The sequence below is a fragment of the Streptococcus sp. FSL W7-1342 genome (assembly GCF_037966635.1).
Lineage (GTDB): Bacteria > Bacillota > Bacilli > Lactobacillales > Streptococcaceae > Streptococcus > Streptococcus salivarius_D.
Genome location: NZ_CP150200.1, coordinates 271116 through 293847, shown reverse-complemented (window position 1 = coordinate 293847; position 22732 = coordinate 271116). Strand labels below are relative to the sequence as shown.

General features: G+C 39.7%; 23 protein-coding genes and 1 pseudogene. 3 read left to right on the top strand and 21 right to left on the bottom strand.

Annotated elements, in window-relative coordinates:
* Nucleotides 1-101: 101 nt before the first annotated feature.
* The 6 genes from dnaI to NSQ79_RS01550 all read right to left on the bottom strand — a co-directional run bounded on the left by dnaI (nt 102) and on the right by NSQ79_RS01550 (nt 5688).
* Complete coding sequence (gene dnaI, locus NSQ79_RS01575) at nt 102-1004, bottom strand: primosomal protein DnaI (RefSeq protein WP_013990064.1); 903 nt, start codon at nt 1002-1004, stop codon at nt 102-104.
* Between the two features lie 3 nt (nt 1005-1007).
* Complete coding sequence (locus tag NSQ79_RS01570) at nt 1008-2183, bottom strand: DnaD domain protein (protein WP_013990063.1); 1176 nt, start codon at nt 2181-2183, stop codon at nt 1008-1010.
* A complete protein-coding gene (nrdR, locus tag NSQ79_RS01565; protein ID WP_002886592.1) occupies nt 2180-2659 on the bottom strand; it encodes a transcriptional regulator NrdR in 480 nt (159 codons plus the stop codon). Before nrdR ends, NSQ79_RS01570 begins: the two co-directional genes overlap by 4 nt.
* Before the next feature lie 121 nt (nt 2660-2780).
* The gene (locus NSQ79_RS01560) at nt 2781-4310 is read right to left on the bottom strand and encodes a HAMP domain-containing histidine kinase (protein ID WP_002886591.1); all 1530 of its coding nucleotides are present in this window, start codon (nt 4308-4310) and stop codon (nt 2781-2783) included.
* The gene (locus NSQ79_RS01555; protein WP_339313746.1) at nt 4307-4996 is read right to left on the bottom strand and encodes a response regulator transcription factor; all 690 of its coding nucleotides are present in this window, start codon (nt 4994-4996) and stop codon (nt 4307-4309) included. The genes NSQ79_RS01560 and NSQ79_RS01555 overlap by 4 nt, the downstream gene beginning before the upstream one ends.
* Before the next feature lie 155 nt (nt 4997-5151).
* On the bottom strand, nt 5152-5688 hold the full coding sequence (locus tag NSQ79_RS01550) for a YceD family protein (RefSeq protein WP_070579518.1): 537 nt from the start codon (nt 5686-5688) through the stop codon (nt 5152-5154).
* 298 nt (nt 5689-5986) lie between these two features.
* Between NSQ79_RS01550 and rsmG the strand changes: the two genes are divergently transcribed.
* The 3 genes from rsmG (at nt 5987) to NSQ79_RS01535 (ending at nt 8844) form a co-directional block, all read left to right on the top strand.
* Nucleotides 5987-6700 carry a 16S rRNA (guanine(527)-N(7))-methyltransferase RsmG gene (gene rsmG, locus NSQ79_RS01545; protein ID WP_013990060.1) on the top strand — a complete coding sequence of 238 codons (714 nt, stop codon included), beginning with the start codon at nt 5987-5989 and terminating at the stop codon, nt 6698-6700.
* 68 nt (nt 6701-6768) lie between these two features.
* Entirely contained in the window at nt 6769-8133 is a 1365-nt protein-coding gene (locus NSQ79_RS01540) for a potassium transporter TrkG (RefSeq protein ID WP_111686475.1), read from the top strand.
* 39 nt (nt 8134-8172) lie between these two features.
* Nucleotides 8173-8844: a TrkA family potassium uptake protein gene (locus NSQ79_RS01535; protein ID WP_073686620.1), complete on the top strand. Its 672-nt coding sequence runs from the start codon at nt 8173-8175 to the stop codon at nt 8842-8844.
* 89 nt (nt 8845-8933) lie between these two features.
* Here NSQ79_RS01535 and NSQ79_RS01530 read toward each other — a convergent pair.
* From NSQ79_RS01530 to ureC, 15 genes and pseudogenes are all read right to left on the bottom strand, one after another.
* Nucleotides 8934-9062, bottom strand: a pseudogene (locus NSQ79_RS01530) (energy-coupling factor transporter transmembrane protein EcfT); the annotation flags it as partial.
* Nucleotides 9063-9150: 88 nt separating this feature from the next.
* Entirely contained in the window at nt 9151-10359 is a 1209-nt protein-coding gene (gene sstT / locus NSQ79_RS01525; protein WP_002886576.1) for a serine/threonine transporter SstT, read from the bottom strand.
* Nucleotides 10360-10481: 122 nt separating this feature from the next.
* A complete protein-coding gene (locus tag NSQ79_RS01520) occupies nt 10482-11174 on the bottom strand; it encodes a methionine ABC transporter permease (RefSeq protein ID WP_002883771.1) in 693 nt (230 codons plus the stop codon).
* Nucleotides 11174-12241 carry a methionine ABC transporter ATP-binding protein gene (locus NSQ79_RS01515; RefSeq protein WP_014633603.1) on the bottom strand — a complete coding sequence of 356 codons (1068 nt, stop codon included), beginning with the start codon at nt 12239-12241 and terminating at the stop codon, nt 11174-11176. The genes NSQ79_RS01520 and NSQ79_RS01515 overlap by 1 nt, the downstream gene beginning before the upstream one ends.
* A complete protein-coding gene (locus NSQ79_RS01510) occupies nt 12234-13607 on the bottom strand; it encodes a M20/M25/M40 family metallo-hydrolase (protein WP_070579510.1) in 1374 nt (457 codons plus the stop codon). Before NSQ79_RS01510 ends, NSQ79_RS01515 begins: the two co-directional genes overlap by 8 nt.
* 60 nt (nt 13608-13667) lie before the next feature.
* Nucleotides 13668-14570 (bottom strand): MetQ/NlpA family ABC transporter substrate-binding protein, encoded by a 903-nt coding sequence (locus NSQ79_RS01505; protein ID WP_014633605.1) that lies wholly within the window; start codon nt 14568-14570, stop codon nt 13668-13670.
* A 160-nt stretch (nt 14571-14730) separates the two neighbouring features.
* Entirely contained in the window at nt 14731-15579 is an 849-nt protein-coding gene (locus tag NSQ79_RS01500; RefSeq protein WP_002883793.1) for an amino acid ABC transporter substrate-binding protein, read from the bottom strand.
* A gap of 164 nt (nt 15580-15743) precedes the next feature.
* A complete protein-coding gene (locus NSQ79_RS01495; RefSeq protein ID WP_014633885.1) occupies nt 15744-16460 on the bottom strand; it encodes an ABC transporter ATP-binding protein in 717 nt (238 codons plus the stop codon).
* Between the two features lies 1 nt (nt 16461).
* Nucleotides 16462-17241, bottom strand: coding sequence for an energy-coupling factor transporter transmembrane component T (locus NSQ79_RS01490; protein ID WP_014633608.1), 780 nt, complete (start codon nt 17239-17241; stop codon nt 16462-16464).
* Nucleotides 17238-18215 carry a cobalt transporter CbiM gene (cbiM, locus tag NSQ79_RS01485; RefSeq protein ID WP_013990045.1) on the bottom strand — a complete coding sequence of 326 codons (978 nt, stop codon included), beginning with the start codon at nt 18213-18215 and terminating at the stop codon, nt 17238-17240. The genes NSQ79_RS01490 and cbiM overlap by 4 nt, the downstream gene beginning before the upstream one ends.
* 3 nt (nt 18216-18218) lie before the next feature.
* A complete protein-coding gene (locus NSQ79_RS01480; protein ID WP_037599000.1) occupies nt 18219-19058 on the bottom strand; it encodes an urease accessory protein UreD in 840 nt (279 codons plus the stop codon).
* 1 nt (nt 19059) lies between these two features.
* Nucleotides 19060-19674, bottom strand: a complete 615-nt coding sequence (gene ureG, locus NSQ79_RS01475) for an urease accessory protein UreG (protein ID WP_002889928.1) — start codon at nt 19672-19674, stop codon at nt 19060-19062.
* A 29-nt stretch (nt 19675-19703) separates the two neighbouring features.
* A complete protein-coding gene (locus tag NSQ79_RS01470; RefSeq protein ID WP_002886562.1) occupies nt 19704-20417 on the bottom strand; it encodes an urease accessory protein UreF in 714 nt (237 codons plus the stop codon).
* The gene (ureE, locus tag NSQ79_RS01465) at nt 20407-20859 is read right to left on the bottom strand and encodes an urease accessory protein UreE (protein ID WP_002949549.1); all 453 of its coding nucleotides are present in this window, start codon (nt 20857-20859) and stop codon (nt 20407-20409) included. Before ureE ends, NSQ79_RS01470 begins: the two co-directional genes overlap by 11 nt.
* A 140-nt stretch (nt 20860-20999) precedes the next feature.
* Complete coding sequence (gene ureC / locus NSQ79_RS01460; protein ID WP_002886560.1) at nt 21000-22718, bottom strand: urease subunit alpha; 1719 nt, start codon at nt 22716-22718, stop codon at nt 21000-21002.
* Nucleotides 22719-22732 lie beyond the last annotated feature (14 nt).

Here is a 22732-nt window from a genome sequence, read left to right as displayed (position 1 = left end):
TTTAAGTCCCTGATTAAATAGGGATTCCTTTCTTCATTTAGCAGTCTCACTTCCACCAAGGAAAGCAAACTCTCTTATTCTTTATCATTATTAGGATCACCCTAACGGCGATTAACACCCTTCAAGTGAACCTCTTTGGCTAGAAAACGGATACGCTCCATCACACGTTTGGCCTGCCAAGTCTCATCTCCTTGACGTCCATTGGATAGCTTCGCTTCTAAATCCGCAAAACTATAGTTAGACGTAAAGAAGGTAGGAAGCTCCTCAATCATGCGATGCTGGAGGATAACTTGCAAAACATCATCCCTAATCCAAGAAGAGAATTGTTCTGCACCGATATCATCTAGAACCAAGACTTCCGCCTGTTTGACAGCATCAATTTGTTCCTTGACAGAACCATCCTTGATTCCATTTTTAACATCAATAGTAAATGATGGGTAATGAATAATGGTCGTCGCAACCTTCTTGGTTTCGGAAAGTTCATGAGCCATAGCAGCCAACATGAAGGATTTTCCAACCCCCATGTCTCCGTAGATATAAAGGCCTTTCTGGTCTGGACTAGGGTAATTCGCCACAAAATCCACGAGACTCTCAAAGGTATCAACACGAGCCACATCATCTAGAGCAATGTCCGCAAAGGTAATCTTACGATAAGACTGAGGCAGACTCACCAAATTAATCCGTTTAGCAATAGCCTGCTGTTCTTGTTGCTCTTTGAGCTGACGCGTCTCCTTATAGGTGACATCAGCGTAGCCTTCATTCATGGTCAGAATCGGCTCATACCCTTTGGCAATATACGAGGCATCACCTTCTTTGACCTTACGGCATTCCACCAGGAATTGATTAAACTTAGGAAGACTACGCTTGATTTCATCCTGGCTTAGGCTATGCTCTTGAATAAAGCTAGCCACTCTTGGATCTGCCAAAATTTGCTTCGTTAAATCTGTTGCATTGCCAGACCCATGATGCCCTGCTCGGTTTAGGGTTTGTCCAACTCTTTCCATAGGCTACTCCTTTCCTTTTTCTAGTTTTGCCAAAGCTCGACGTCTAATTTCATCCAACTTGGCCTGATCAGCCTGACTAGTTTGATTATCATAATCTGGATTACTCCAGCTCGGCACATTTGTTTTCTTCTTAGAATCAGCTTTTGCTTGCTGTGATTTCTTATCGTAACCACTACGCAAAGCTAAAAGCCCCTGTTCAGCAGTGACGATATTCTTAAAGGCAAAATCGTTGGCAAGTTTAGAGATATACTCTCGATTCACATTCGTCGAACGTGTCCGTCCCAAACTGTAGGCAACCATGAGGTTAATGACCTCATCCATAAAGCCTCTTTGTGCCAAATCCGTGAGAATCTGCTTCTCAGAATTAGTCACCGTCCCGCTTGGGCCTTTAGCACTTTGCAAGTAATCTATAGGCTTTTCGGACCTAACCGCTTTAAGAATCTTTTTCTCCGTCTCCGTCAAAGCAGAATCACCACCCAATGTTTGAGCTTGAGCCTGCTCTAATTGCACCTGCATACGCTTGACAATAATCTGGTGGTTCACGGCTGTCTTTTTCGCTAAGAGATAGGTATCATACCAGTTCATGCCATGAGTTTCAGACAATTTATAGATTTCTGGCACATCTGTCTTTTCATCTGTAAATACAAGACCATCAGCCTGCATACGATTCCTGAAACTGCTTAAATCAAATGAATTTTTGGGCTTGATTTCAGACACAGACTTTTGAGCCAAACGCTCATCGGTAAAGACATCCGAAAAACGTTTAGATAAATCTTGCAAGCCTTGTAGACCTGCCGGTTTCAAAGCATCTACTGCTGGTTCACTAATCTTTTGCTCGAGAAGTGAACTATAAACGGCATGTTTTAAAAACTGCTCAATTGATAAGGGAGACTTAAGCTCTATAACATAAAACCCTTGAGGGGACTGGTAAAGGGCCAAAAGATCTACTGCTGTCAGAACCGCCAGTGCTTCCTGAAGGGGCTGCATTCCAAAGTTAAGGTGGTTCAGAATAGCCGCAAACTTATGGCGGTGATTCCCATTGTCATAAAAAGCCACGAAATACTGGTAGAGAGCGTATCCCTCACCCCCAATAATGGGATAGTAGCAACGCATCAGACTTGCCTGATCGGGAACGATAACCTGATTGCCAACATAAACAAATTCTTCAATAGGTCTCATTTTTTAGACTCTTTTTTCGCACGTACAGTCTTGGTGATTTCTTGAAGCAACTCTTCAATCTCATCAACATCTTTGAAAGAACGGTAGACACTGGCAAAACGTACATAAGTAATTTCATCAAGGTCAGCGAGTTCTTTCATCACTAAATTCCCAATGACATCACTCTCAACCTCTCCATCATGGTTACGGCGAATGTTTTGCTCAATACGGGTGATGGCATTTTCGATATCCTCACTAGAAACCGGACGCTTCTGAGCACTCATCAAGATACCATTGAAAATCTTGTCGCGAGAGAATTGTTCACGAGTACCGTCTTTTTTGACAACCAAAAGTGGAACCTCTTCCACACGCTCAAATGTTGTAAAACGAGCATGACAAGAATCACACTCACGACGACGACGAATAGTATTCCCATCCTCTGCCTGACGGCTATCGATAACACTAGATTTATTATGTTGACATTTTGGACAACGCATGCACTTCACCACCAATCTTTGAAATTCGGTACTCTATTTTACCATAAAAACACATAAAAAGCACGCCCTAAACGAGGCGTGCTCATGACCAAGAATCACTCTAAGTCTCTTATAAATTGATTTAAAGCTCAAGTTGAGGTGTCGTCGTTTCTCGATCTGCAAATGGAATGTAAAGGTCGAAACGTGTTCCAACACCAAGTTCAGAACTAACATCAATTCGGCAGCGATAAGCTTCCACAATTTGATAAAGGATTGACAAACCAATACCAACACCAGATTGAGTTGTTGTACGGTTACGTGCCTTATCTGAACGATAGAAACGTTCAAAAATATGATTGATATCTTCTTTTGAAATTCCCTCACCGTTATCTTGCACTTGTACCAACATTTCATCTTCCAATGCTTTAATAGTAACCTGTATTTCCTTATTGACAGGCGAATACTTGACCGCATTATCAATCAAAATGGTGATCGCCTGTTCAAAGTGCTGACTATAAATCTGTGCTAGACGCTCTGAACTTTCGAAATCATTGAGATAAAATTGATAATCTTCATGCAAGACACGGAAGTTCCCAATAACCGTACGGATTGAAGAATTCAAATCACAAGTATCGTTTCTATGATTTTCAAATGATCCTTTGACACGGATAGAATCCAACATATCATTAATCATAATCGTCATACGGTTGGCCTCGTGACTTGCAGCCTCAAGACTTTCTTCAAGAATCTCAGGGTCATTTTTACCCCAACGTTGCAAGAGGTCCATATGCCCCTTGATAACCGCAATCGGCGTACGCAATTCATGACTGACGTCACTCAAGAAACGCATCTGCATCTGATTATTTTCTTGAATTTTATCCATCATGCGGTTAAAGTTAACCGCCAAATCACCAATTTCATCGTGACTTTCAATCTTAGAACGAAGTTCCAAATCACTTGGCGAATCGGTAATAACTCCCATCGTTTCGTGCAACTGTCTCATCGGACGAAGAATAGATGTCAAGACAACTACAGTTGCTGCGATAACTAGGACAGTCATCCCCACTTCTAGGAAAATCAACAAGAAAACCAAACGCTCTTTAAGAGCATAGTAGAATTCCAAATCATGGAAAATCTGGGCATAGCCAACGATGGTCTTTTTATCCTTACCGTAAATTGGAACTTGTAGTAAGAAACCACGCTTTCCTTTATAGGATACTGACTTCAGTTTGTTTACCTCGGACATACCGGGAGGCGAATCTGTATTCTCCTCAGAAGTAAAGATAAAGGTTCCTTTTTTGTCATACACAAAAACTGACTGATTTGAATATAATTTATTAGAAATTGCAACTTGACCATCCAAAGAGTGCTTTTCAGAAAGTACGCCATTAATAATTGATGCATAGATATTTTTAGGCGAATAAAGAGCCGCTAAGAGCGGTTCTGGACTTAATTCTTCATCCGAATCCCAATCCTTTTCGATGTAAGTAACAACTTTTGCGATTGTAGTGTTTACATTTTGACGTTCACGTTGCAAAAGAAGCGTATTAGCTGAAAAAATAACAACCAGAGTGAACAACGACAATACAAGAAAGAAGACCACAGCAGTTGTCATGGTCAACTTTTTTCTAATGGTTACTTTACCAAATAATTTATCTTGTAATTTACTCATTTTTCACGGATAACGTAACCCATTCCTCGTACTGTTTGAATATATGATTCCTTACCTGGAACGTCGATTTTTCCACGCAAATAACGAATATAAACATCTACCACGTTTGTTTCGATGGCGTCATCATATTTCCAAACTTGAAGCAAGAGTTCCTCACGGGTCATCACTTGGTTCATATTGCTCAAAAGTGTGTTCAACAAATCAAACTCACGTTTTGTCAATGGAATTGCTTCATCACCACGAACAACTGTACGGTTTTGAACATCCAATTTCAAATCACGATAAGTTGATGCTTTTGCTGGTGCATTCTTAGCAGATTCGATATCTTGGCGACGGAAGTTTGCACGGATACGTGCCAACAATTCTTCAATCGCAAATGGTTTTACAATATAGTCATCAGCACCGCGGTCCAAACCAGCAACAATGTCCATGATTGAATCGCGAGCTGTCATCATCATAATATAAGTATCTTTTTCTTGTTGGAGACGACGTGTTACTTCAAAACCGTCCATCTCAGGCAACATAAGGTCCAAGAGAATAAGATCAAAATCTTTCTCGAGTGCCATTTCAAGTCCTTCGCGTCCGTTGTCTGCTGTCACAACGTCGTATCCTTCGTGTTGAAGTTCAAGAGAGACAAAACGAGCAAGGTTTTTCTCATCTTCAACAATCAAAATGCGTTTGCTCATAATAAGTATTTACCACTTTCTTAAAATTTTTTGACTTCCATTTCCCTTAAAAAGTCTGTAGATTTACCCAATGAATAAATCCGAAAATTAACTTCTAATGATATAATAATACAGATTTTTAAAATTGTCAAACATTTTTAGTTTGTTTTTTTGAATTAATTTTCATCAAAGAGACCGTTCAATTGGGCAAAGGGATTACTTGCCTCTTTTTTCTCCTGTTGAAGAGCGGCAAAATCCTCTTCTGACAAGACTTCCCAGTCATTCCCAGAGAGCGAAATTTGTCCTGATTCTTCCTCAGGTGTTAGTACTCTCAAAGGAATATTAAGAAGAATATTATCTAGAATACTCTCATCAAGATTAATAGTATCCCCATCCAAGATAAGAACTAGATTTTCTTCGACTAATTCTTTTTGCAGAGCAGCATCTGCCTCTTGTATAAAGGTTTCTGAAACCGGATAGTTAAAACTAAGGGTCACAGGTTCAAGTGAACGGCTAGATGGCAAGGTAATATCATAGCTAAGTTGATAATCCAAAAGGTACAAACCATTGTCATAGGCTACATGCCCACTTGCTTGAATCTGTTCAAGATTTAAAACTTGATCATAGCGTTCTTTAATAGACTCCAACAAAGAAGGTGCTTCGTTAAAGGCGAGCCCTTCTGGAGACTTTCTAACTTCTGAAAGATAAATCATTTTTAATCCTCAAATTAAATTTCCCCATAGGGATCTATTTTCAATCCACAAGACCATAATCCCCCACATTCACTTTTCATTAGAGAGCATGATTATGATTTTAGACTTAATTAGTATTATATCAAATTTTTAAGAAAAAATAACACCTTTAATATTACATATTTCTTAAACTTAGAACTTTTTTCACAGCTAATGAGAAACTTATTCAGACCTAGTTTCCATCTGTCTTATAGCGTTAGATGAAAGCTCTTAATTATGGTAAAATAAGAGCATTGAAACTAGATAAAAGGAATATAAAATGACACCTGAAGATTTTTACAAGGCTTTGAAAGAACTAGGGTTCGATCTCAGCCAAAAACAAAAAGACCAATTCCAACGCTACTTTGAGCTCTTGGTAGAATGGAACGAAAAGATCAATCTTACTGCAATCACAGAAAGAGACGAGGTCTACCTCAAACATTTCTACGATTCCCTAGCTCCTGTTCTCCAAGGACATATTAAAAATCAGACTATTCGACTTCTCGATATCGGAGCTGGAGCTGGATTTCCAAGTCTCCCTATGAAAATCCTTTGTCCTGAACTTGATGTGACTATCATTGACTCTCTTAATAAACGCATCAATTTCCTTAATCTCTTGGCCGATGAACTTGAGCTCAGCGGTGTTCACTTCTATCATGGACGGGCAGAAGATTTTGGACAAGACAAGGCCTTCCGTGCTCAGTTTGATATTGTAACTGCCCGTGCTGTTGCACGCATGCAGGTTCTCTCAGAATTGACCATTCCTTTCTTAAAGGTGGGTGGACAACTTATTGCACTTAAAGCTGCAGCAGCTGACGAAGAGCTTGCCGATGCTAAAAATGCCTTGAACTTGCTTTTTGCCAAGCCTGTTCTCAACGAGAACTATAAACTGCCAAATGGGGATGGACGTAATATCACCATTGTCGATAAGAAAAAAGAAACCCCAAATAAGTACCCACGTCGTGCTGGGATGCCTAACAAGAAGCCGTTATAACGTTTATCCAAGGATGTTTCTTGCTCCTTGGATTATTATTTATTCTTATGATAACTCGGAGGTTTTCATTGATAAATCGTCTTTCTGTCACGCAAAAGCTTGTGCTCAGCTTTGTCTTTGTCATTATAGTGGGGAGTATTTTACTTAGCCTTCCCATAAGCCACTATGCTAACAGTCCAGAAACAAGCTACCTAGACCATCTCTTCAATACTGTGTCAATGGTCTGTGTAACTGGACTTTCTGTTGTCCCGGTCAGTAAGGCATACAATGGTCTTGGTCAAATTCTCTCTATGCTTCTCATGCAGACGGGAGGACTTGGACTAGTCTCTCTTATAGCCTTTAGTACCTATACCCTTAAAAATAAATTAGGACTGAGCGATCAAGATCTCCTTCAATCCGCACTTAGTAGGGATAACCAAAAAGATTTGAAGGCTTATCTTTTTATGGTCTATAAAATAACTTTTTCTATTGAAGCTTTAGCAGCACTCGTGATTATGACTGACTTCATTCCTCGTTTTGGACTTGGTCATGGCATCTTTAATAGTCTCTTTCTAGCTGTCTCTGCCTTTTGTAATGCTGGATTTGATAACTTAGGTTCTAACAGTTTACAAGATTATGCAACCAATCCAACCATTAACCTTGCTGTAGCTTTTCTCATCATGTCTGGAAGCTTGGGATTTGCAGTTTGGATTGATTTGATTCAACTAATAAGACGTTATATTAAAGATCGTCCAAGGAATTGGAAATTAGCTTGGAGACCTTTCAGTAATCAAAGCCGTCTTGTGCTTATAAGTACGGGTTGTCTCCTATTAGGAGGAACACTGCTTGCTTGGTTACTGGAAATGGATAACTCTAAGACAATCGGTACTCTCAATGTCTGGCAACAACTTCTGGTAAGTTTCTTTCAGACTGTAACCATGCGTACCGCTGGCTTTGCAACTATTTCCTATACCAATGCAGATTTCTCCACAAATCTTCTTTTTATGATTCAAATGATTATTGGGGGTGGTCCTGGAGGAACTGCGGGTGGTATCAAGGTGACAACTGCCTCTATCATGTTCCTACTTTTTAAGTCAGAGCTATCTGGTAACTCGAGCGTGGTTTTTCGAAACCGTATTATATCTAACAAAACCATTTTGCAAGCATTCACAGTTATACTCTTTTTCCTAACGATGCTCTTTGTCGGCTATGTTATTTTGCTGGAAACTAATCCTACTCTCTCACCACTAGGCCTACTTTTTGAGAGCGTATCAGCCATTGCTACCGTTGGTGTTTCAATGGATTTGACCCCTAATCTAAATACCCTAGGACGCCTCGTTATCATGGCTCTGATGTTCATTGGCCGTGTCGGACCTATCACTGTTCTCTTGAGCTTGATGACCAAAAAAGAAAAACATATCTCTTATGCCCCAACTGACATTTCAGTCGGCTAAACTATTTTATTAATTGACAATATTCTGAAAGGATTGTATATGAAAACACAAATTATTGGGGTCCTCGGTCTGGGAATCTTTGGACAAACTATTGCAACCGAACTCTCTTCTTTTGGACAAGATGTTATTGCCTTAGATAATAATGCTACAACAATTGATTCCCTTGCTGATCAGGTGACCAAGGCTGCTGTTGGCGACATTACTGACATTGAATTTCTACGTTCTGCTGGTATCGATACTTGCGACTCAGTCATTATTGCAACTGGAGAACACCTAGAATCATCTGCGCTAGCGCTCTTGCAGTGCAAAAAACTTGGTATTAAGAATATTATTGCCAAAGCTACGAATAACAATTATGAGGAAGTCCTTTACGGAATGGGTGCTAACTGGGTCATCACTCCCGAACGTAGCACAGCAAAAGAATTGGCTTCAAATATCCTCCGCTATAACATATCAAATGTTTTTCATTTAGAGGATGACGTAGCTTTAATTGAACTTAAAATTCCTAGTGAATGGGCTGGAAAGTCCTTGCATACTTTAAATCTAAGACAAAATTATAACGTCAATGTTATTGGTTTTAGAGATGAGAAAAATGGCAAGTTAAACACTCACTTTGACCCAAGTAAGAAACTACCTGACGAAGGAATCATCCTAGTGGTCGCTGACAATCGAACACTAGAAAAATTTGATTATTTAGGATATTTAAAATAATAAAAAACGTTCCAATCTCGTTCATATGGACAAGACTGGAACGTTTTTAGTTGTGCTTAATAGCATACTTTTACTAAAAACCAAGAATATCATTCCCATGGATTGTAAAAACGACCATGATTTAGGAAGATTAATCCTATACTAATTCCCAATAAAAGAATAGCTGACACGATGACAAGATAATCTTGTTTCATCAAAGATTTATGCACATACAAAGATGATAGATTCTTGAGCTAGCTATAGTCTTTGACTATGTTTTCTCTAAAATCAAAAAGCCAGCCAAATAGGCCGACCTTATACAATTAGCTATGCTTTCTTCCAACGGCTCTTTTCTGCTACTGCTGTAAAGAGAACGTCTGTTGAAGAATTAAGGGCTGTTTCACAAGAGTCTTGGATGACACCTACGATAAAGCCGACACCGACAACCTGCATGGCCAAATCATTTGAGATACCAAAGAGGCTACATGCTACCGGCACTAATAGGAGGGATCCTCCAGCAATACCTGAGGCACCACAAGCAGAAATAGCTGAAACCACACTAAGAATGAGTGCTGTCGCAAAGTCGACCTGAATCCCCAAAGTCGTTACTGCAGCAAGCGTTAAGACATTGATTGTCACGGCTGCTCCAGCCATATTAATAGTTGACCCCAAAGGGATAGAAACCGAATAGGTATCAGGATTCAAACCAAGATCCTTACAAAGTTGAAGGTTAACTGGAATATTGGCTGCTGACGAGCGAGTAAAGAAGGCTGTAATCCCAGAGTCTTTCAAACAACGGAAAACTAGTGGGAAAGGATTTTTGCCCATCATCACAAAAGCAATGATTGGATTAACAACCAAGGCAACAAAGGCCATTGTTCCCACTAAAACAAGGATTAGGACCCCATAATCTGCCAAAACACCAACACCATTCTCAGAAATAGTATTAAAGACAAGACCAAGGATACCAAATGGGGCCAAGTTGATAATCCAACGAACGATTTGTGAAGTCACTTCTGCCAAGGTATTAAGCAAATCCTTCGTGTGATTGCTAGCTGCTCGCATGGCAAAACCAAAGACAACTGCCCATACCAAAACACCAATATAGTTAGCTTGAGCCAAGGCATTGACAGGGTTATCCACCATCTTAAGCAATAAATCTTTAAAGACTTCTCCCACACCTTGAGGTGCTGTCGCTTTAGTCGCTGCAGCTGCTCCCAACTTCAAAGAAATTGGAAAAATATAGTGAGAAATAACAGCCGTCAAAGCTGCCGCAAAGGTCCCAAAGAGATAAAGAACAATAACTGTCTTCATGTTGCTTTGTTGCCCTTCTCGCGTTTGGGAAAGGGCATTGGCAACCAAGGCAAAGACCAAAAGTGGGGCAATTGCCTTCAAACCACCAACAAACATGTCTCCTAAGAGACCAATAACCGTAAACTTAGGAACAAGCAAACCAAGCACAGCACCCACTACCACACCAATGGCAATACGCTTAATTAGACTGGTTCTATTCCAAGTTGAAATAAAACGTTTCATAACTTATTAACTCCTTTTTTATGGTTAGTCAACCATAAAGCATTCGATAGCTTCCATACTATGATAAATATCTGAAATCGTCAAGACATGAGAAAAGCCTGTGGCAAACAGGCTCTCAAATCCTATTTATGACTCAATTTACGTGTCAAGAAATCACCCAAGAATTGGATAAGGAAAATCAAAATCAAAATCAAGAAAGTTGCCAAAATGGTAACTGATGTACTAGAACGGTTATATCCATAATAGATGGCGATGTAACCAAGACCACCGGCACCGATAGCACCAGCCATTGCAGTTTCACCGACTAGGGAAATCAGAGTTACGGTTGATACACGAACCAACTCAGGTAGACCTTCACCAAGGTAAACCTTAATCGTATCCCAAAGTGTCGCACCACTAGCTTGTGCTGCTTCAATAACGCCACGGTCAAGATCTGCAAGTACCACCTGTACTTGACGTGCAAAGAATGGGAAGGTTGCAGCTGACAATGGAACCAAGGCTGCCGTCATACCGAGGTTAGTCCCTACGATAAAGTAAGTGAACCCTTTCAAAATCGCCAAGAGGATGATGAAAGGAATGGCACGAAAGATTGAAGTGATTTTATCCAAGATTTGGAAAACAAATTTATTTTCAATGACTCCACGAGGACCTGTCAATACCAAGAAGAGCCCCATAACAAGACCAAGAAGTCCCCCAATGATGAAGGAAATAACCGTCATGTAGAGAGTCGCATAGATGGCGTCTGGCCAAGAGTTAACCCCCTGCATACCGATACGATAAATATCTGGAAAGTTTTGTTGAATCCAATCTGCCATTATTGTGCTCCTTTCTTAAGTACTTGTAAGCTGACACCTGCATTTTCAATCGCTTTTTGAGCAGCAAGAACCTGATCCGCTTCACCATCCAAGACAACGACCAATTCACCAACAGGAGTATCACCTAGAATCTCAACGTTACCATAAAGGATGTTACTTGAAACGCCGTACTCTTTGAAAAGTTCGGTCAAGAGTGGCTCATCTGTTGAAGAACCAGCATATTTAAGTTGAACGAGAAGGGCTGAGCTTGGTAAGTTTTTCACCAAAGGTTGTGCATTAATCTTAGCCAAGGCATCTTCAATCCCTGATGCAGTTTCAATAAATTCTTGTGTCAAATCTTCTTGAGGATTTGAGAAGATATCAAGGACACTGCCCTCTTCCAAAAGTTGACCATTTTGCATAACGGCAACACGGTTACAAATATCTTTAACAATTTGCATTTCATGGGTAATCATAACCACTGTCAAGCCAAGTTTTTTATTCAAATCCTGCAAAAGTGAAAGAATTTGCTTAGTTGTTTTAGGGTCAAGGGCTGATGTAGACTCATCTGAAATCAAGATTTCAGGATCATTAGCCAAGGCACGGGCAATCGCTACACGTTGTTTTTGACCACCTGACAATTGTGCAGGATAGTTTTCCGCACGATCAGCCAAATCAACCAATTCCAAAAGACCACGAATTTTTTTGTCTTTCTCTTCATTGCTTAGTTTAGAATGACGAAGAGCAAAGGCTACATTTTCATAAGCCGTCTTTTGAGCCATAAGGTTAAAGTGTTGGAAAATCATCCCAATCATTTGACGTTTCTGACGCAATTCTTTTGTCGACAATTGGACCTTACCATCTGCAAAAGTCACATCTTTACCGATAGTGATTTTACCAGCTGTAGGCACTTGCAAAAGATTGATAGCACGCACAAGGGTAGATTTACCAGCCCCTGAATAACCAACAATTCCGTAAATATCACCTTTTTCAATCTGGATAGACACATCCTTAACCGCTTGAATAGTGCGGCGTTTCTGCGTAAAGGTGATATCAATATTTTTCAAATCAATAATGACATTACTCATAACTTGCAATTAACTCCTTAATTAGTTCAATGTGGGTGTAGTAATCTGCTAAGCTGACATTTTCATCCCCACCATGGTCACGACTGTTGGCATTTCCTATACCAAAGGCTGCCATAGGAACACCCAAAGCCTGATGAATCATATGCATAGGCCCTGTACCTGCTGCCGTTGGAAGCACAGCAACGCCTTCTTCATAAAAGCCTTTTGCTAACTCAATAACATTGACAATAGCTGGATCAGACATATCACTACGATAACTTTCTTCACCAAGAGTGAAGGTCACCTTGATACGGTCAAATCCTTCTTTTTTGAGGTGAGTCTTGATACACTCCAAAACGTACTCAGGCGTCAAGCCAGGGACCAAACGCATTTCCATCTTAGCTCTAGCTTGAGCTGGTAAGATAGTCTTAACCCCTTGCCCCTGATAACCTGTTGAAATACCTTCAATGGAAAGGGCAGGTTCAAAATAGTAAGTTTTTAAGAAAGCTCGGCGGTCACTTTCTAAAATGGGTAGTTTTAAGCCGTAAATCTTACGAAGACTATCTGCATTTTCAATGGCATAAGTTTCGATAAGATCCATCTCTCGTTCGTTTGGTTGGACAATCTTTTCATAGATGCCGTCAATAAGGATACGTCCCTGATCATCTCTCATGCTTGAGATAGCATTGAGCAAATACCATGAAGCCGATTCAATCACGGCACCAAATTTAGAATGAATATCAACATCAGCACTCTCGACAGACAAGTCAAAGGTAATAATTCCCTTGTTGCCCCCTGTGATTTCCAATTGACCTTTGCTATTTCGATTTCCTTGCTCCCAAACCAATAGGTCTGCTGGAAGCAGGTCATCTCGGTATTTTTCCAAATACTTTTCAAGGTCAGTTGATGCAGATTCTTCAGCCCCTTCCATCATAAACGTAATATTTACAGGAAGGTCGCCAACCTCTCGAATATATTTCCGCAGGGCTGTCAAACGAGCTGTAATATGCCCCTTATCATCATCAACACCACGACCATACATGTAGCCCTTACGAACTGTCAGACGGAAAGGTTCATCTGTCCATGGCTGATCATTATCCGCAGGAACCGTATCATAGTGTTGATAGAAAATAATTGTTTTCGCATCTGGATTTGGACTCTTGAATTTTGCCAAGACAAAAGGTGCCGTATAGGTCTCGTCAATTGTCACCTCTGCGCCAACACCAGAGAAAATCTCACCAAGGTAAGCAGCCACATCATAGAGACCAATATTTTGAGCAAAAATAGATTTTTTAGAAATCAAAGTCCGCAAAACTTCAAAATAGTGCTGAGCAATTTCATCGTTACGAAATTTTCGTAACTGCTCTTCTTCACTTGAAAATGCCATCAAATCGTCTCCTTCATACACGACAAAATGGCGTGCTCTCACACGCCCTCTGTCTTTAGCTTATTTCTTTGAATTAGCTTTCAATTGATCTTGTGTTGGGGCACCCTTCCATGCTGGAAGGTCAACCTTGTTAGATGCATCATAGATGATTTGTGCTACTTCATCGTTTTGGTAGGCTTTAATCAAAGTCTTGATAGCATCAGCTTTATTTGATTTTTCCCAATCTTTATTAGCTGCAATGATGTTAACCCAATCTTTCAAATCTTGACTTGGTTCTTCTTGGAAGAGAGTTGTATCATAGTTAACGTTTTGTTGTTGTGCGTATGAGTTATTAACAACCGCTGCATCTACTGATGAGAGAGTTTGGGCAGCTTGTTCAGCTGAGATTTCTTTGATATCCAATTTCTTTGGATTCTCAGAAATGTTCTTGATAGTTGCCAATTCACCATCTTTAACATCCAACTTAATCAAACCAGCTGTTTGAAGAAGTGTCAAAGCACGGCTTTCGTTTGTACCATCGTTAGGTACTGAGATTGTAGCTCCTTCTGGAAGCTCTTTAACATCTTTATACTTAGCTTTTCCGTTTTCAGTACCTGAGAAAAGGTGGATTGGGCTAAGAAGTGTGTCAGCTGCTGCAACAACATCACCTTTATTTTCTTTGTTCCAGTTGTTCAAGAAATAAATGTGTTGGAAAGCATTAACATCGATTTCACCGTTTTTAAGAGCTTCATTTGGTTGGTTGTAGTCTGTGAACTCTTTCAACTCGATAGTAACACCCTTGTCTTTAGCCAATTCTTTGACTTTATCCCACAATGGCTCAGTTGTATCATCCAAAGTCATGATACCAACTGTCAAAGTTTTATCATCTTTAGCTGATTTATTACCACCAGCACCACAAGCAGCCAAAGCGACTGTTGAAGCGACTGCCAATCCTGTAATTCCGAGAATTTTTTTAAGTTTCATAACGAACTCCCTTTAATTGTTTTAAGTATAAAATTATTATCCCATAGGATGAGAATTGTATCAAATTGTTTATAATTGTATATATCTATAGTTTTTAACTATAACGCGTCCTAGATTTTAATTATATGAAAAAGCTGAGAATCACTCCCAGCCTTCCTTATTATTTTTTACTAGGAACTTTCAAAGCATCTTTAGTTGGAATATAATCTTTATTTCCAAGGAATTTTTCAGCCAACTTAGCCAAAGTACCATCTTTTTGGAGTTCTTCCAAACGTTTGTTTACAAATTTTTGAAGGTCTTTTTGGTTATCTGCGAACAAGAAGTAGATGTATGGTTGTTCATCAGATTTAAGTTCAATCGTCTTCAAGTTGCTCAATTTATTGTTTTTGATGATTGCATTAACAGTTGGTGCATCAAAAATCTTGAAGTCGTACTTGCCTTCATTCAAACTTGTCAACATTTGTGTAATATTTTCATTTGTGTAGTTAAGTTCAACTGGCTTGTCTGAATGTTTATCGTTAAACTCTGTCAATTGAGTAGCTGTCGATGTTCCTTGAACAACCTGCGTTGAGTGTCCAGCAATATCATCATATTTCTTAATATTACTATCTTTTGGAACAGTCAAAACAGCTGGTGTGGTACCAATTGGATATGAGAAGAGATATTTTTGGTCACGTTCTTCAGAATAAGAGATATTGTTCCCAGCCATTTGGTATTTAGCTGAGTCAAGACCTGTGAAGACTGAAGACCATTCTGTTTTTTGGAATTTCACTTCATATTTGTCAGAGTCTTTGAAGACTGCTTTAGCCACTTCCACATCGTAACCAGTCAATTCACCGTTTTCTTCATATGAGAACGGTGCTGTTGTCCCAACTGTGGCAAAGTTAATTGTTTCTTTAGCACCTGAAGATTTAGATGCTTCTTTTGATGATTTAGATGAACATGCAGCAAGCAAAGCTACTGAAGCAATGGCTACACCTGTGATTCCAAGAATTTTTTTAAGTTTCATAATATTCTCCTTTGAGATTGATTGTTTTTATTGTAACAGAATTCACTAAGCTTAACTAATACTTAAACATAATCAAGGTGATAAGAAAATACTATCACCTAAAAATATCAATTGTTTGACAAAGAAAAAGTAGAAAACCAATAACGATTTCCTACTTCTCCTTATTAATAATGTGACAAACGCTCAATCACTTGCTGGTTATTGAGCACTTCCTGGGCAGGAAAGAAATCAGCCTTGCCATCTTCAAAAAGAAGAACATCAGCCTTTTCATGATGAAGGTGCTTAAAGTGATGAGCAGACATGATAATAGTTTTCCCAGCTGAATGAAGTTCATGTAGAAGTTCCCTAAAAAATTCTTCATATTCTTTAGAAAGATTATTGAAGGGTTCATCAAGAATATACACATCTGGATTCGTTACCATGATACTGGCAAAGGCCACTTTCTTCTTTTCTCCACCAGACAGTTGATAGGGAACGCGATCCCTTAAATCTTCAATTTTAAGCAGGGACAGTGTGTCTTGGACCCGCTGTGAGACCTCTTCTTCGGTCAGACCTAGCTGACGAGGACCAAAAGCAATCTCATCATAGACAGTACTATTAAATAATTGACTATCCACATCCTGAAAGAGGATTCCGAGGCGGCTATAAAAATCTCGTTTTTGACGTTTGTCCTTCAACCATTCTTTGAGGTCCTTCCCTAAGAAAAGAATACGTCCAGATTCTTCCTGCTTGAAGCCAGTTAATAAACTGATAAGACTTGATTTCCCAGTCCCATTTTCCCCCATCAACATCACATATTGTCCTTGTCTAATCTCCAAATCAAGACCAGTAAAGACCTTTTTTTGTTCATAGGCACAGGCCACTTGATTCAATTGAAACATCTCATCCTCCTAACAGAATCTGTCCTAAAATCACTGCTACTAGACTTATCAAGGCCAGCCAGTCTTTCCATGTGAATGACTGTGATGACTTGACATACTCACCAACAAAGCAACGTGCTTCCATGGCTTGAGTCAGTTCCTCACCATAGCGTATGGCTTTAAGGTATAAAATTCCCCAGATATTACTTCCAATCCGGAAACGATGATTGCCACCAAAACTTCGCGCTTCAATCCCTTTGAGCAAATCCATCAATTGTTTTCCAAAGACATCAATATATTTTATGGTGATATCTAACTGGAGCAGAACAAGATCAGGAAAATGCAATCCTTTTAATGCCGCCAACATCTCACTTATTGTACTCGTTTCTGAATAATAAGCAATGGCTACAGCAATCAAAGGAAGTCTAAAAAGAAAGAGCGATTGACCTCCGCTAAGTAAGAGATGCGGTAGATAAAGAACTAAAGGGAAGATCAACAACACTACAGTTTTTTTCAAAGTTCTTACTAAAACAGAATGCGGTAAAAAAGCCACGCCAGCTCCTAAAAACAAGGCTACAATCCACAAAACTGTGAGATTTCGGCTAATTCCCACTGAAACAAGTAAGAAAAAGAGAAGTAAAACCTTAGCTGTTGGATGAAAAACTGATGCTACTTTTAAAGGATGCGTTTCAAACTTTTGAAGAAGAGCTTCCAGATGGTGACGATTCCGGATAAGAAAGTTATTTCTACCGACTTTAGTGACTACTGGGCGCTCTTCCGACATCCAATCTGGCAGAATCATTTTTCAACCTTTCTACCGAAAATCAAGCGATAGAGGATGAAGAAAATCAAAACAGCAGAGGCAGCGCTCAGGATATAACCCAAAACTTCTGGAATGCCTGCGATACTATAATCTGGGAAGAGGGCATTGAATGAAAAACCATTCAACATTCCTTTTGGCGCTTGGGCTTCCACATGGTAATGAGACAATTTTTCTACCAACTCTTTGACATCCCATTCTGCAAAAGCTGTTCCCGTCGCCAATAAACCAAGTGGCGTTAGGATAATTAAGGCTAGGATAAAGAGCAATAAAGGACGTAGTTTTTTAGTCGTTATTTCCTGAGTATTATCAATATTCAAACGTTCAATGAATTCTTGAACACCGGCTGTGAAAAATCCTTCTACCAAGCCGATAAGCAGGTGAGTCAAGCCCATTACTGGAAGCGTCACTCTCAAAGGGTATGGATTGTAAAGCGGATTACCACTGCTATCTTTAAAGAGAATCGGTTGAATTCCTAGTAAAACCGCAACAGTTAGGGCCGCAACTACAATTCCAATATAACCTCCAAAAAAGCTAGCAATTATCCTGTTCTTCGTCCACTTATTCAAGAGTTTATAAACAGCATAACCCACAAATGGCATGACAACAGCCATACAAAAGGCATTCGCACCAAAGGCCAAAATCCCACCATCACCAAATAGCAAAGCCTGCATAGCTAGAGCCACACTAACTGCTAAACAGGAGGCCCAAGGTCCTAATAATATAGCAATTAGCACTGCCCCAACAGCATGGGCACTCGTTCCACCTGGGGCTGGAAGATTAAACATCATGATAAGGAAGGACAAGGAAGTCCCGATTCCCAACATAGGAATCGTTTTTTTATCAGTGTCAACCTTTACCTTCACTTCCTTGACAGCCTTATACCAAATAGGCAACATAACTGCCCCCATTGCCGCACAAGTCATAGGGCTTAAGTAATTTTCAGGAATATGCATTTTTTATCTCCTCATATCATTTTTTCTCAAATTCAAAGGGGTTAATCCATGTATTTCTTGTCTAAAATAGTCTGCACAAGAATAAATGACGCGACGATTATCCTCAGCAGTTTTTCCTAAGATACGTAACACCAGACCCGGGATATCTAAGGATGAAATAGCAAAATCAGACTCTAAATTCAGATTTTCTAAGTGCTTCTGCAAAGCCTTAACAAAAGCCTCGTCAATATTTGGTGACACCATTACCAAACTATTATAATTACGCCAGCCTTCAAAATAACCAAGTTTAAACATATCTTGTTTCTGAGGCTCTAAGAGGGTCTGATCGCTATAAACAAGCTCATCATCTTGGTAGATTTGTGTCAAATTACGAAAATAATGGTATTGAAACGGCAAATCCTCATGAGACCAACCTGCCGTCACACCATCTGAATAAATCAAGTGGGCAGACTTATCCATATCAATACGACTTGTTTGGAAATAGCGTGATTTTAAATAGGGAATGACTTCATCAGCCATGTACTCCAAATAGCTATTTTCTTCAAGTGTGATGGACGTATTCTGATGTGTCAACTGTCCTTTCTCACACTTGTAAACATAGGTAGGTGTTTGGGTTGTTACCAAGGCATGAGCATCTTTATTAACATCAATGGTCACTTGATACTGCTCACCCTCGACAAATCCCCCACCCATATTAATGAGGAAATAGTAAGGAACACCGTTGGCATCTGAATTATCCGCCGATACTCGAGAGTTGCCTTCTTGGTATTTCTTGTGGGAAATTGTACGACCATTTCGGTTTGAAAATCCAAGATGGACAAAGCCATCGTATGCTTGTGTCATCTTACAAGTCCTCTAGTAGGAAATTCTTACGAATCCATTCTTCCACTTCCTTAACATTGTCATCATTATTCAAATTTGTGAAAATGAAAGAATCTTCGTTACGGAAATGAAGGGTATCTTCACGCATACGGTCTAGGTTGGCTCCAACATAAGGAGCAAGGTCAGTCTTATTGATCAAGAACAAATCACTCTTAATCATCCCTTGACCAGCCTTACGTGGGATTTTTTCACCCTGAGCAACGTCAATAATATAAATGGTGAAATCAACCAAATCAGGACTGAAGGTCGCAGCCAAGTTATCCCCACCACTTTCAAGGAAAATAACATCCAAATCATGGTTAAAGCGCTCTTGAAGAGTTTCAATCGCTTCAAAGTTCATAGAGGCATCTTCACGAATAGCAGTATGAGGACATCCACCAGTTTCTACACCAATGATACGGTCTTCATCTAAGCTTGAATTTTTAGCCAAGAAAAGAGCATCTTCTTTTGTATAGATATCGTTAGTAATAACTGCTAAATTTAAGTCGGACATACGTCGTGTAAGACGCTCAAGCAAAAGGGTTTTACCTGAACCAACAGGTCCACCAACTCCAATAATTACAGTACGTTTTGTCATTGTTTTTTCCTCTCAACCTTGTTGATATTTTAGGACATGAATAGGCGGAATACCTGTGTTTCATGTTTCATCTGAGCTAATTCAAGACCAGGCGTATTGGCCCCAAGGTAGGACGCATCCAGTTCTTGAATTTCTTGTGTCATTTTTTCTAATTGTGAAAAGCTACGTAAAACAATCTCTTGTCCAGCAAACTGTCCAAGTGGAATGGCACGAACAGCATTTTGAACCATCGTCGAAATCACGCTATAGCCATAAAGTGCAATAGCTTCACTACATCCCAAGCCCTTGTTAAACACATAGAGTGCAAAGACAATAGCTGGATTGCCGAAGACCTCACCCTTACGTATTTTGGACTGATAGTCATCCAATACCGGAATAGCATGGAGCCTTTGAATAAGTCGAAGCATTTGTTTAGCAATCATTTTAGTCCCCTGTCTTGTTTCACGCGCTTGCGTCGAAACTGTCAAGACCTTATCATAATGCCAAACCTGCTCTAAGTTGTCTGTAGCCATAGCATCATAAACCAATTTGATTACAAGACCTTCACCATATTTAAACTGACTAGCTAAATAGGCTTCTTGCCACTCCTCGTAACCTTTATCATCTGTTACAGTGTCTTCGCGCAGATAATTTTCCATCCCAAAAGAGTGGTTAAATGATCCAATTGGAAAGGTTGAATCGACAATTTGCACAATTTCAAGATAATCTTGCAAAGACACATTAGCAAAGGGATTAATGTTCATGGGCAGTTAAATTCACATGGCGTAGGGGCTTATCAAGGACCACTTCTTCAATCGTGTAGGCAATCTCTTTTTGAGTCAAGACTTGCTCTACAACTGGATCAACCTCTAAATAAATCTTGGCGTCTTTCACCTCAATCGGTTTATGAGTATTCCCAAGAATGTGAGCTGTGATTCCCATTTCATCCATATCTTTAGGTGAAATGACAATCAAATCCTGTGACTCAACACCAATAGCTAGGACATGGTGATCATCGATAAAAAAGGCAGAGCCATTTTGCAATTTTTGTCCCTTATCAAGACGAATACCAAATTCATTCCCATGATCACTCTTCACACGAATAATTTTTTTGTTAAGGTCATCGCTCGAAAGAATGACTGTTTCAATATGGTATTTGTCCACATCGATATCTTTAACAAGAGCATCTACTTTTGTAAAAATCATACTTTTTCCTTTTCTATTACATTTTAAAAATCTAGCATCAAACTCATATAGCAACTTAATAAAGCACTAAAAACGTTATGGCTATAAAATACAAAAGAGGTTGGAGGAAAAATTCCAGCCTCATTTATATAGCGTCTTCCTTAGAACAAGAAATAACGTTGAGACAATGATGTCGTATGGATTGGTTCACAAGTAACCAACTCATCATCAATAAAGACATCAAAGGTCTGTGGATCGATACGGATTGTTTTTGGAGCGTAGTCATTAAGCTTCATATCACGCTTAGTCAAGTTACGCGTATTCTTAACAGGAAGAACAATCTTATTCAAACCAATTTCTTCTTTGATACCGTGATCATAAGCATATTGAGAAACAAATGTAAGATTTGTTTCATGAACCGCTTGACCGTAAGCACCATATAATTTACGCATGATACGTGGTTGAGGTGTTGGAAGACTTGAACCAGCGTCACCCATAACACCATAAGTTAGCATACCACCCTTAAGCACCAACTTAGGTTTTGCACCAAATTGAGCTGGTTCCCAGATAACCAAATCTGCAAATTTACCAACTTCTACAGAACCGATATAGTCTGCAATACCATTGGTGATGGCAGGGTTAATTGTATATTTAGCCACGTAACGTTTGATACGGTTATTATCGTTAAACTCTGAATCCCCTTCAAGTGGACCACGCTGAGCCTTCATCTTATCAGCCAGTTGCCAACAACGCATGGCCACTTCACCGACACGTCCCATTGCCATGGCATCTGAAGTCATGATACTAAGGGCACCCATATCGTGAAGAACGTCTTCTGCAGCTACAGTTTGTTTACGTACACGTGATTCAGCAAAAGAGACGTCTTCTGGAATTTTTGGATCCAAGTGGTGGCAAACCATAACCATATCTAACAACTCACCAATAGCATTTGTGGTGTATGGGTTGGTTGGGTTAGTTGATGATGGCAAAATATTTTCCTTACCAGCAAAAACCATGATATCTGGAGCATGTCCACCACCTGAACCTTCGGTGTGGAAGGTATGAACAGTACGACCTTGGAAGGATTCCAAAGTATTTTCCATAAATCCACCCTCATTCAAAGAGTCAGTGTGAACCGCAAAGGAAACATCGTATTTATCCGCAACTTTAAGGGAATTATCAATACCTGCGTAAGTCGCACCCCAGTCCTCGTGTGTTTTAATTCCTGCTGCACCGGCCTTAATTTGCTCTTCAACCACTTCAGTCTCAGAACCAACACCTTTGGCAAGGAAACCAAAGTTAGCAGGCATATCATCAACAGCTTGCAACATACGAGTAATATGGAATTTACCTGGTGTACAAGTTGTCGCATTACTTCCATCAGCAGGACCAGTACCACCACCAAAGAGGGTAGTAATCCCGTTATCCAAACCAAATTCAGGAAGGTCGGCAGAAATATAGTGCACGTGAAGGTCAATACCACCAGCAGTCACAATCAAACCTTCAGCAGCAATGGCTTCTGTACTAGCACCCACAACAAAGTCCACATTGTCCATTGTATCTGGGTTACCACCGCGACCGATAGCAACAATCTTACCATCACGAATACCGATATCTGCTTTAATAATACCTGTATAGTCAATGATGGTTGCACCTGTAATAATGGTATCAACAACTGATGGATTGTCACGTGTTTCCGTAGCACTAACACCCATACCATCACGCAAAACTTTACCGCCACCGAACTTAGATTCCTGTCCATAAACAGTAAAGTCTTTTTCAATGGCTGCAAAAAGATTGGTATCTCCAAGACGTACGCTATCACCTACAGTTGGTCCATAGTGTTGAGCATACTCTTCACGATCCATTTTAAAACTCATCGATTTGTCCTCTT

Bases quoted from the DNA above. Each gene is read 5' to 3' on its own strand.
- dnaI (WP_013990064.1), bottom strand. From the start codon at position 1,004: ATGGAAAGAGTTGGACAAACCCTAAACCGAGCAGGGCATCATGGGTCT.
- NSQ79_RS01570 (WP_013990063.1), bottom strand. From the start codon at position 2,183: ATGAGACCTATTGAAGAATTTGTTTATGTTGGCAATCAGGTTATCGTT.
- nrdR (WP_002886592.1), bottom strand. From the start codon at position 2,659: ATGCGTTGTCCAAAATGTCAACATAATAAATCTAGTGTTATCGATAGC.
- NSQ79_RS01560 (WP_002886591.1), bottom strand. From the start codon at position 4,310: ATGAGTAAATTACAAGATAAATTATTTGGTAAAGTAACCATTAGAAAA.
- NSQ79_RS01555 (WP_339313746.1), bottom strand. From the start codon at position 4,996: ATGAGCAAACGCATTTTGATTGTTGAAGATGAGAAAAACCTTGCTCGT.
- NSQ79_RS01550 (WP_070579518.1), bottom strand. From the start codon at position 5,688: ATGATTTATCTTTCAGAAGTTAGAAAGTCTCCAGAAGGGCTCGCCTTT.
- rsmG (WP_013990060.1), top strand. From the start codon at position 5,987: ATGACACCTGAAGATTTTTACAAGGCTTTGAAAGAACTAGGGTTCGAT.
- NSQ79_RS01535 (WP_073686620.1), top strand. From the start codon at position 8,173: ATGAAAACACAAATTATTGGGGTCCTCGGTCTGGGAATCTTTGGACAA.
- sstT (WP_002886576.1), bottom strand. From the start codon at position 10,359: ATGAAACGTTTTATTTCAACTTGGAATAGAACCAGTCTAATTAAGCGT.
- NSQ79_RS01520 (WP_002883771.1), bottom strand. From the start codon at position 11,174: ATGGCAGATTGGATTCAACAAAACTTTCCAGATATTTATCGTATCGGT.
- NSQ79_RS01515 (WP_014633603.1), bottom strand. From the start codon at position 12,241: ATGAGTAATGTCATTATTGATTTGAAAAATATTGATATCACCTTTACG.
- NSQ79_RS01510 (WP_070579510.1), bottom strand. From the start codon at position 13,607: ATGGCATTTTCAAGTGAAGAAGAGCAGTTACGAAAATTTCGTAACGAT.
- NSQ79_RS01505 (WP_014633605.1), bottom strand. From the start codon at position 14,570: ATGAAACTTAAAAAAATTCTCGGAATTACAGGATTGGCAGTCGCTTCA.
- NSQ79_RS01500 (WP_002883793.1), bottom strand. From the start codon at position 15,579: ATGAAACTTAAAAAAATTCTTGGAATCACAGGTGTAGCCATTGCTTCA.
- NSQ79_RS01495 (WP_014633885.1), bottom strand. From the start codon at position 16,460: ATGTTTCAATTGAATCAAGTGGCCTGTGCCTATGAACAAAAAAAGGTC.
- NSQ79_RS01490 (WP_014633608.1), bottom strand. From the start codon at position 17,241: ATGATTCTGCCAGATTGGATGTCGGAAGAGCGCCCAGTAGTCACTAAA.
- cbiM (WP_013990045.1), bottom strand. From the start codon at position 18,215: ATGCATATTCCTGAAAATTACTTAAGCCCTATGACTTGTGCGGCAATG.
- NSQ79_RS01480 (WP_037599000.1), bottom strand. From the start codon at position 19,058: ATGACACAAGCATACGATGGCTTTGTCCATCTTGGATTTTCAAACCGA.
- ureG (WP_002889928.1), bottom strand. From the start codon at position 19,674: ATGACAAAACGTACTGTAATTATTGGAGTTGGTGGACCTGTTGGTTCA.
- NSQ79_RS01470 (WP_002886562.1), bottom strand. From the start codon at position 20,417: ATGAACATTAATCCCTTTGCTAATGTGTCTTTGCAAGATTATCTTGAA.
- ureE (WP_002949549.1), bottom strand. From the start codon at position 20,859: ATGATTTTTACAAAAGTAGATGCTCTTGTTAAAGATATCGATGTGGAC.
- ureC (WP_002886560.1), bottom strand. From the start codon at position 22,718: ATGAGTTTTAAAATGGATCGTGAAGAGTATGCTCAACACTATGGACCA.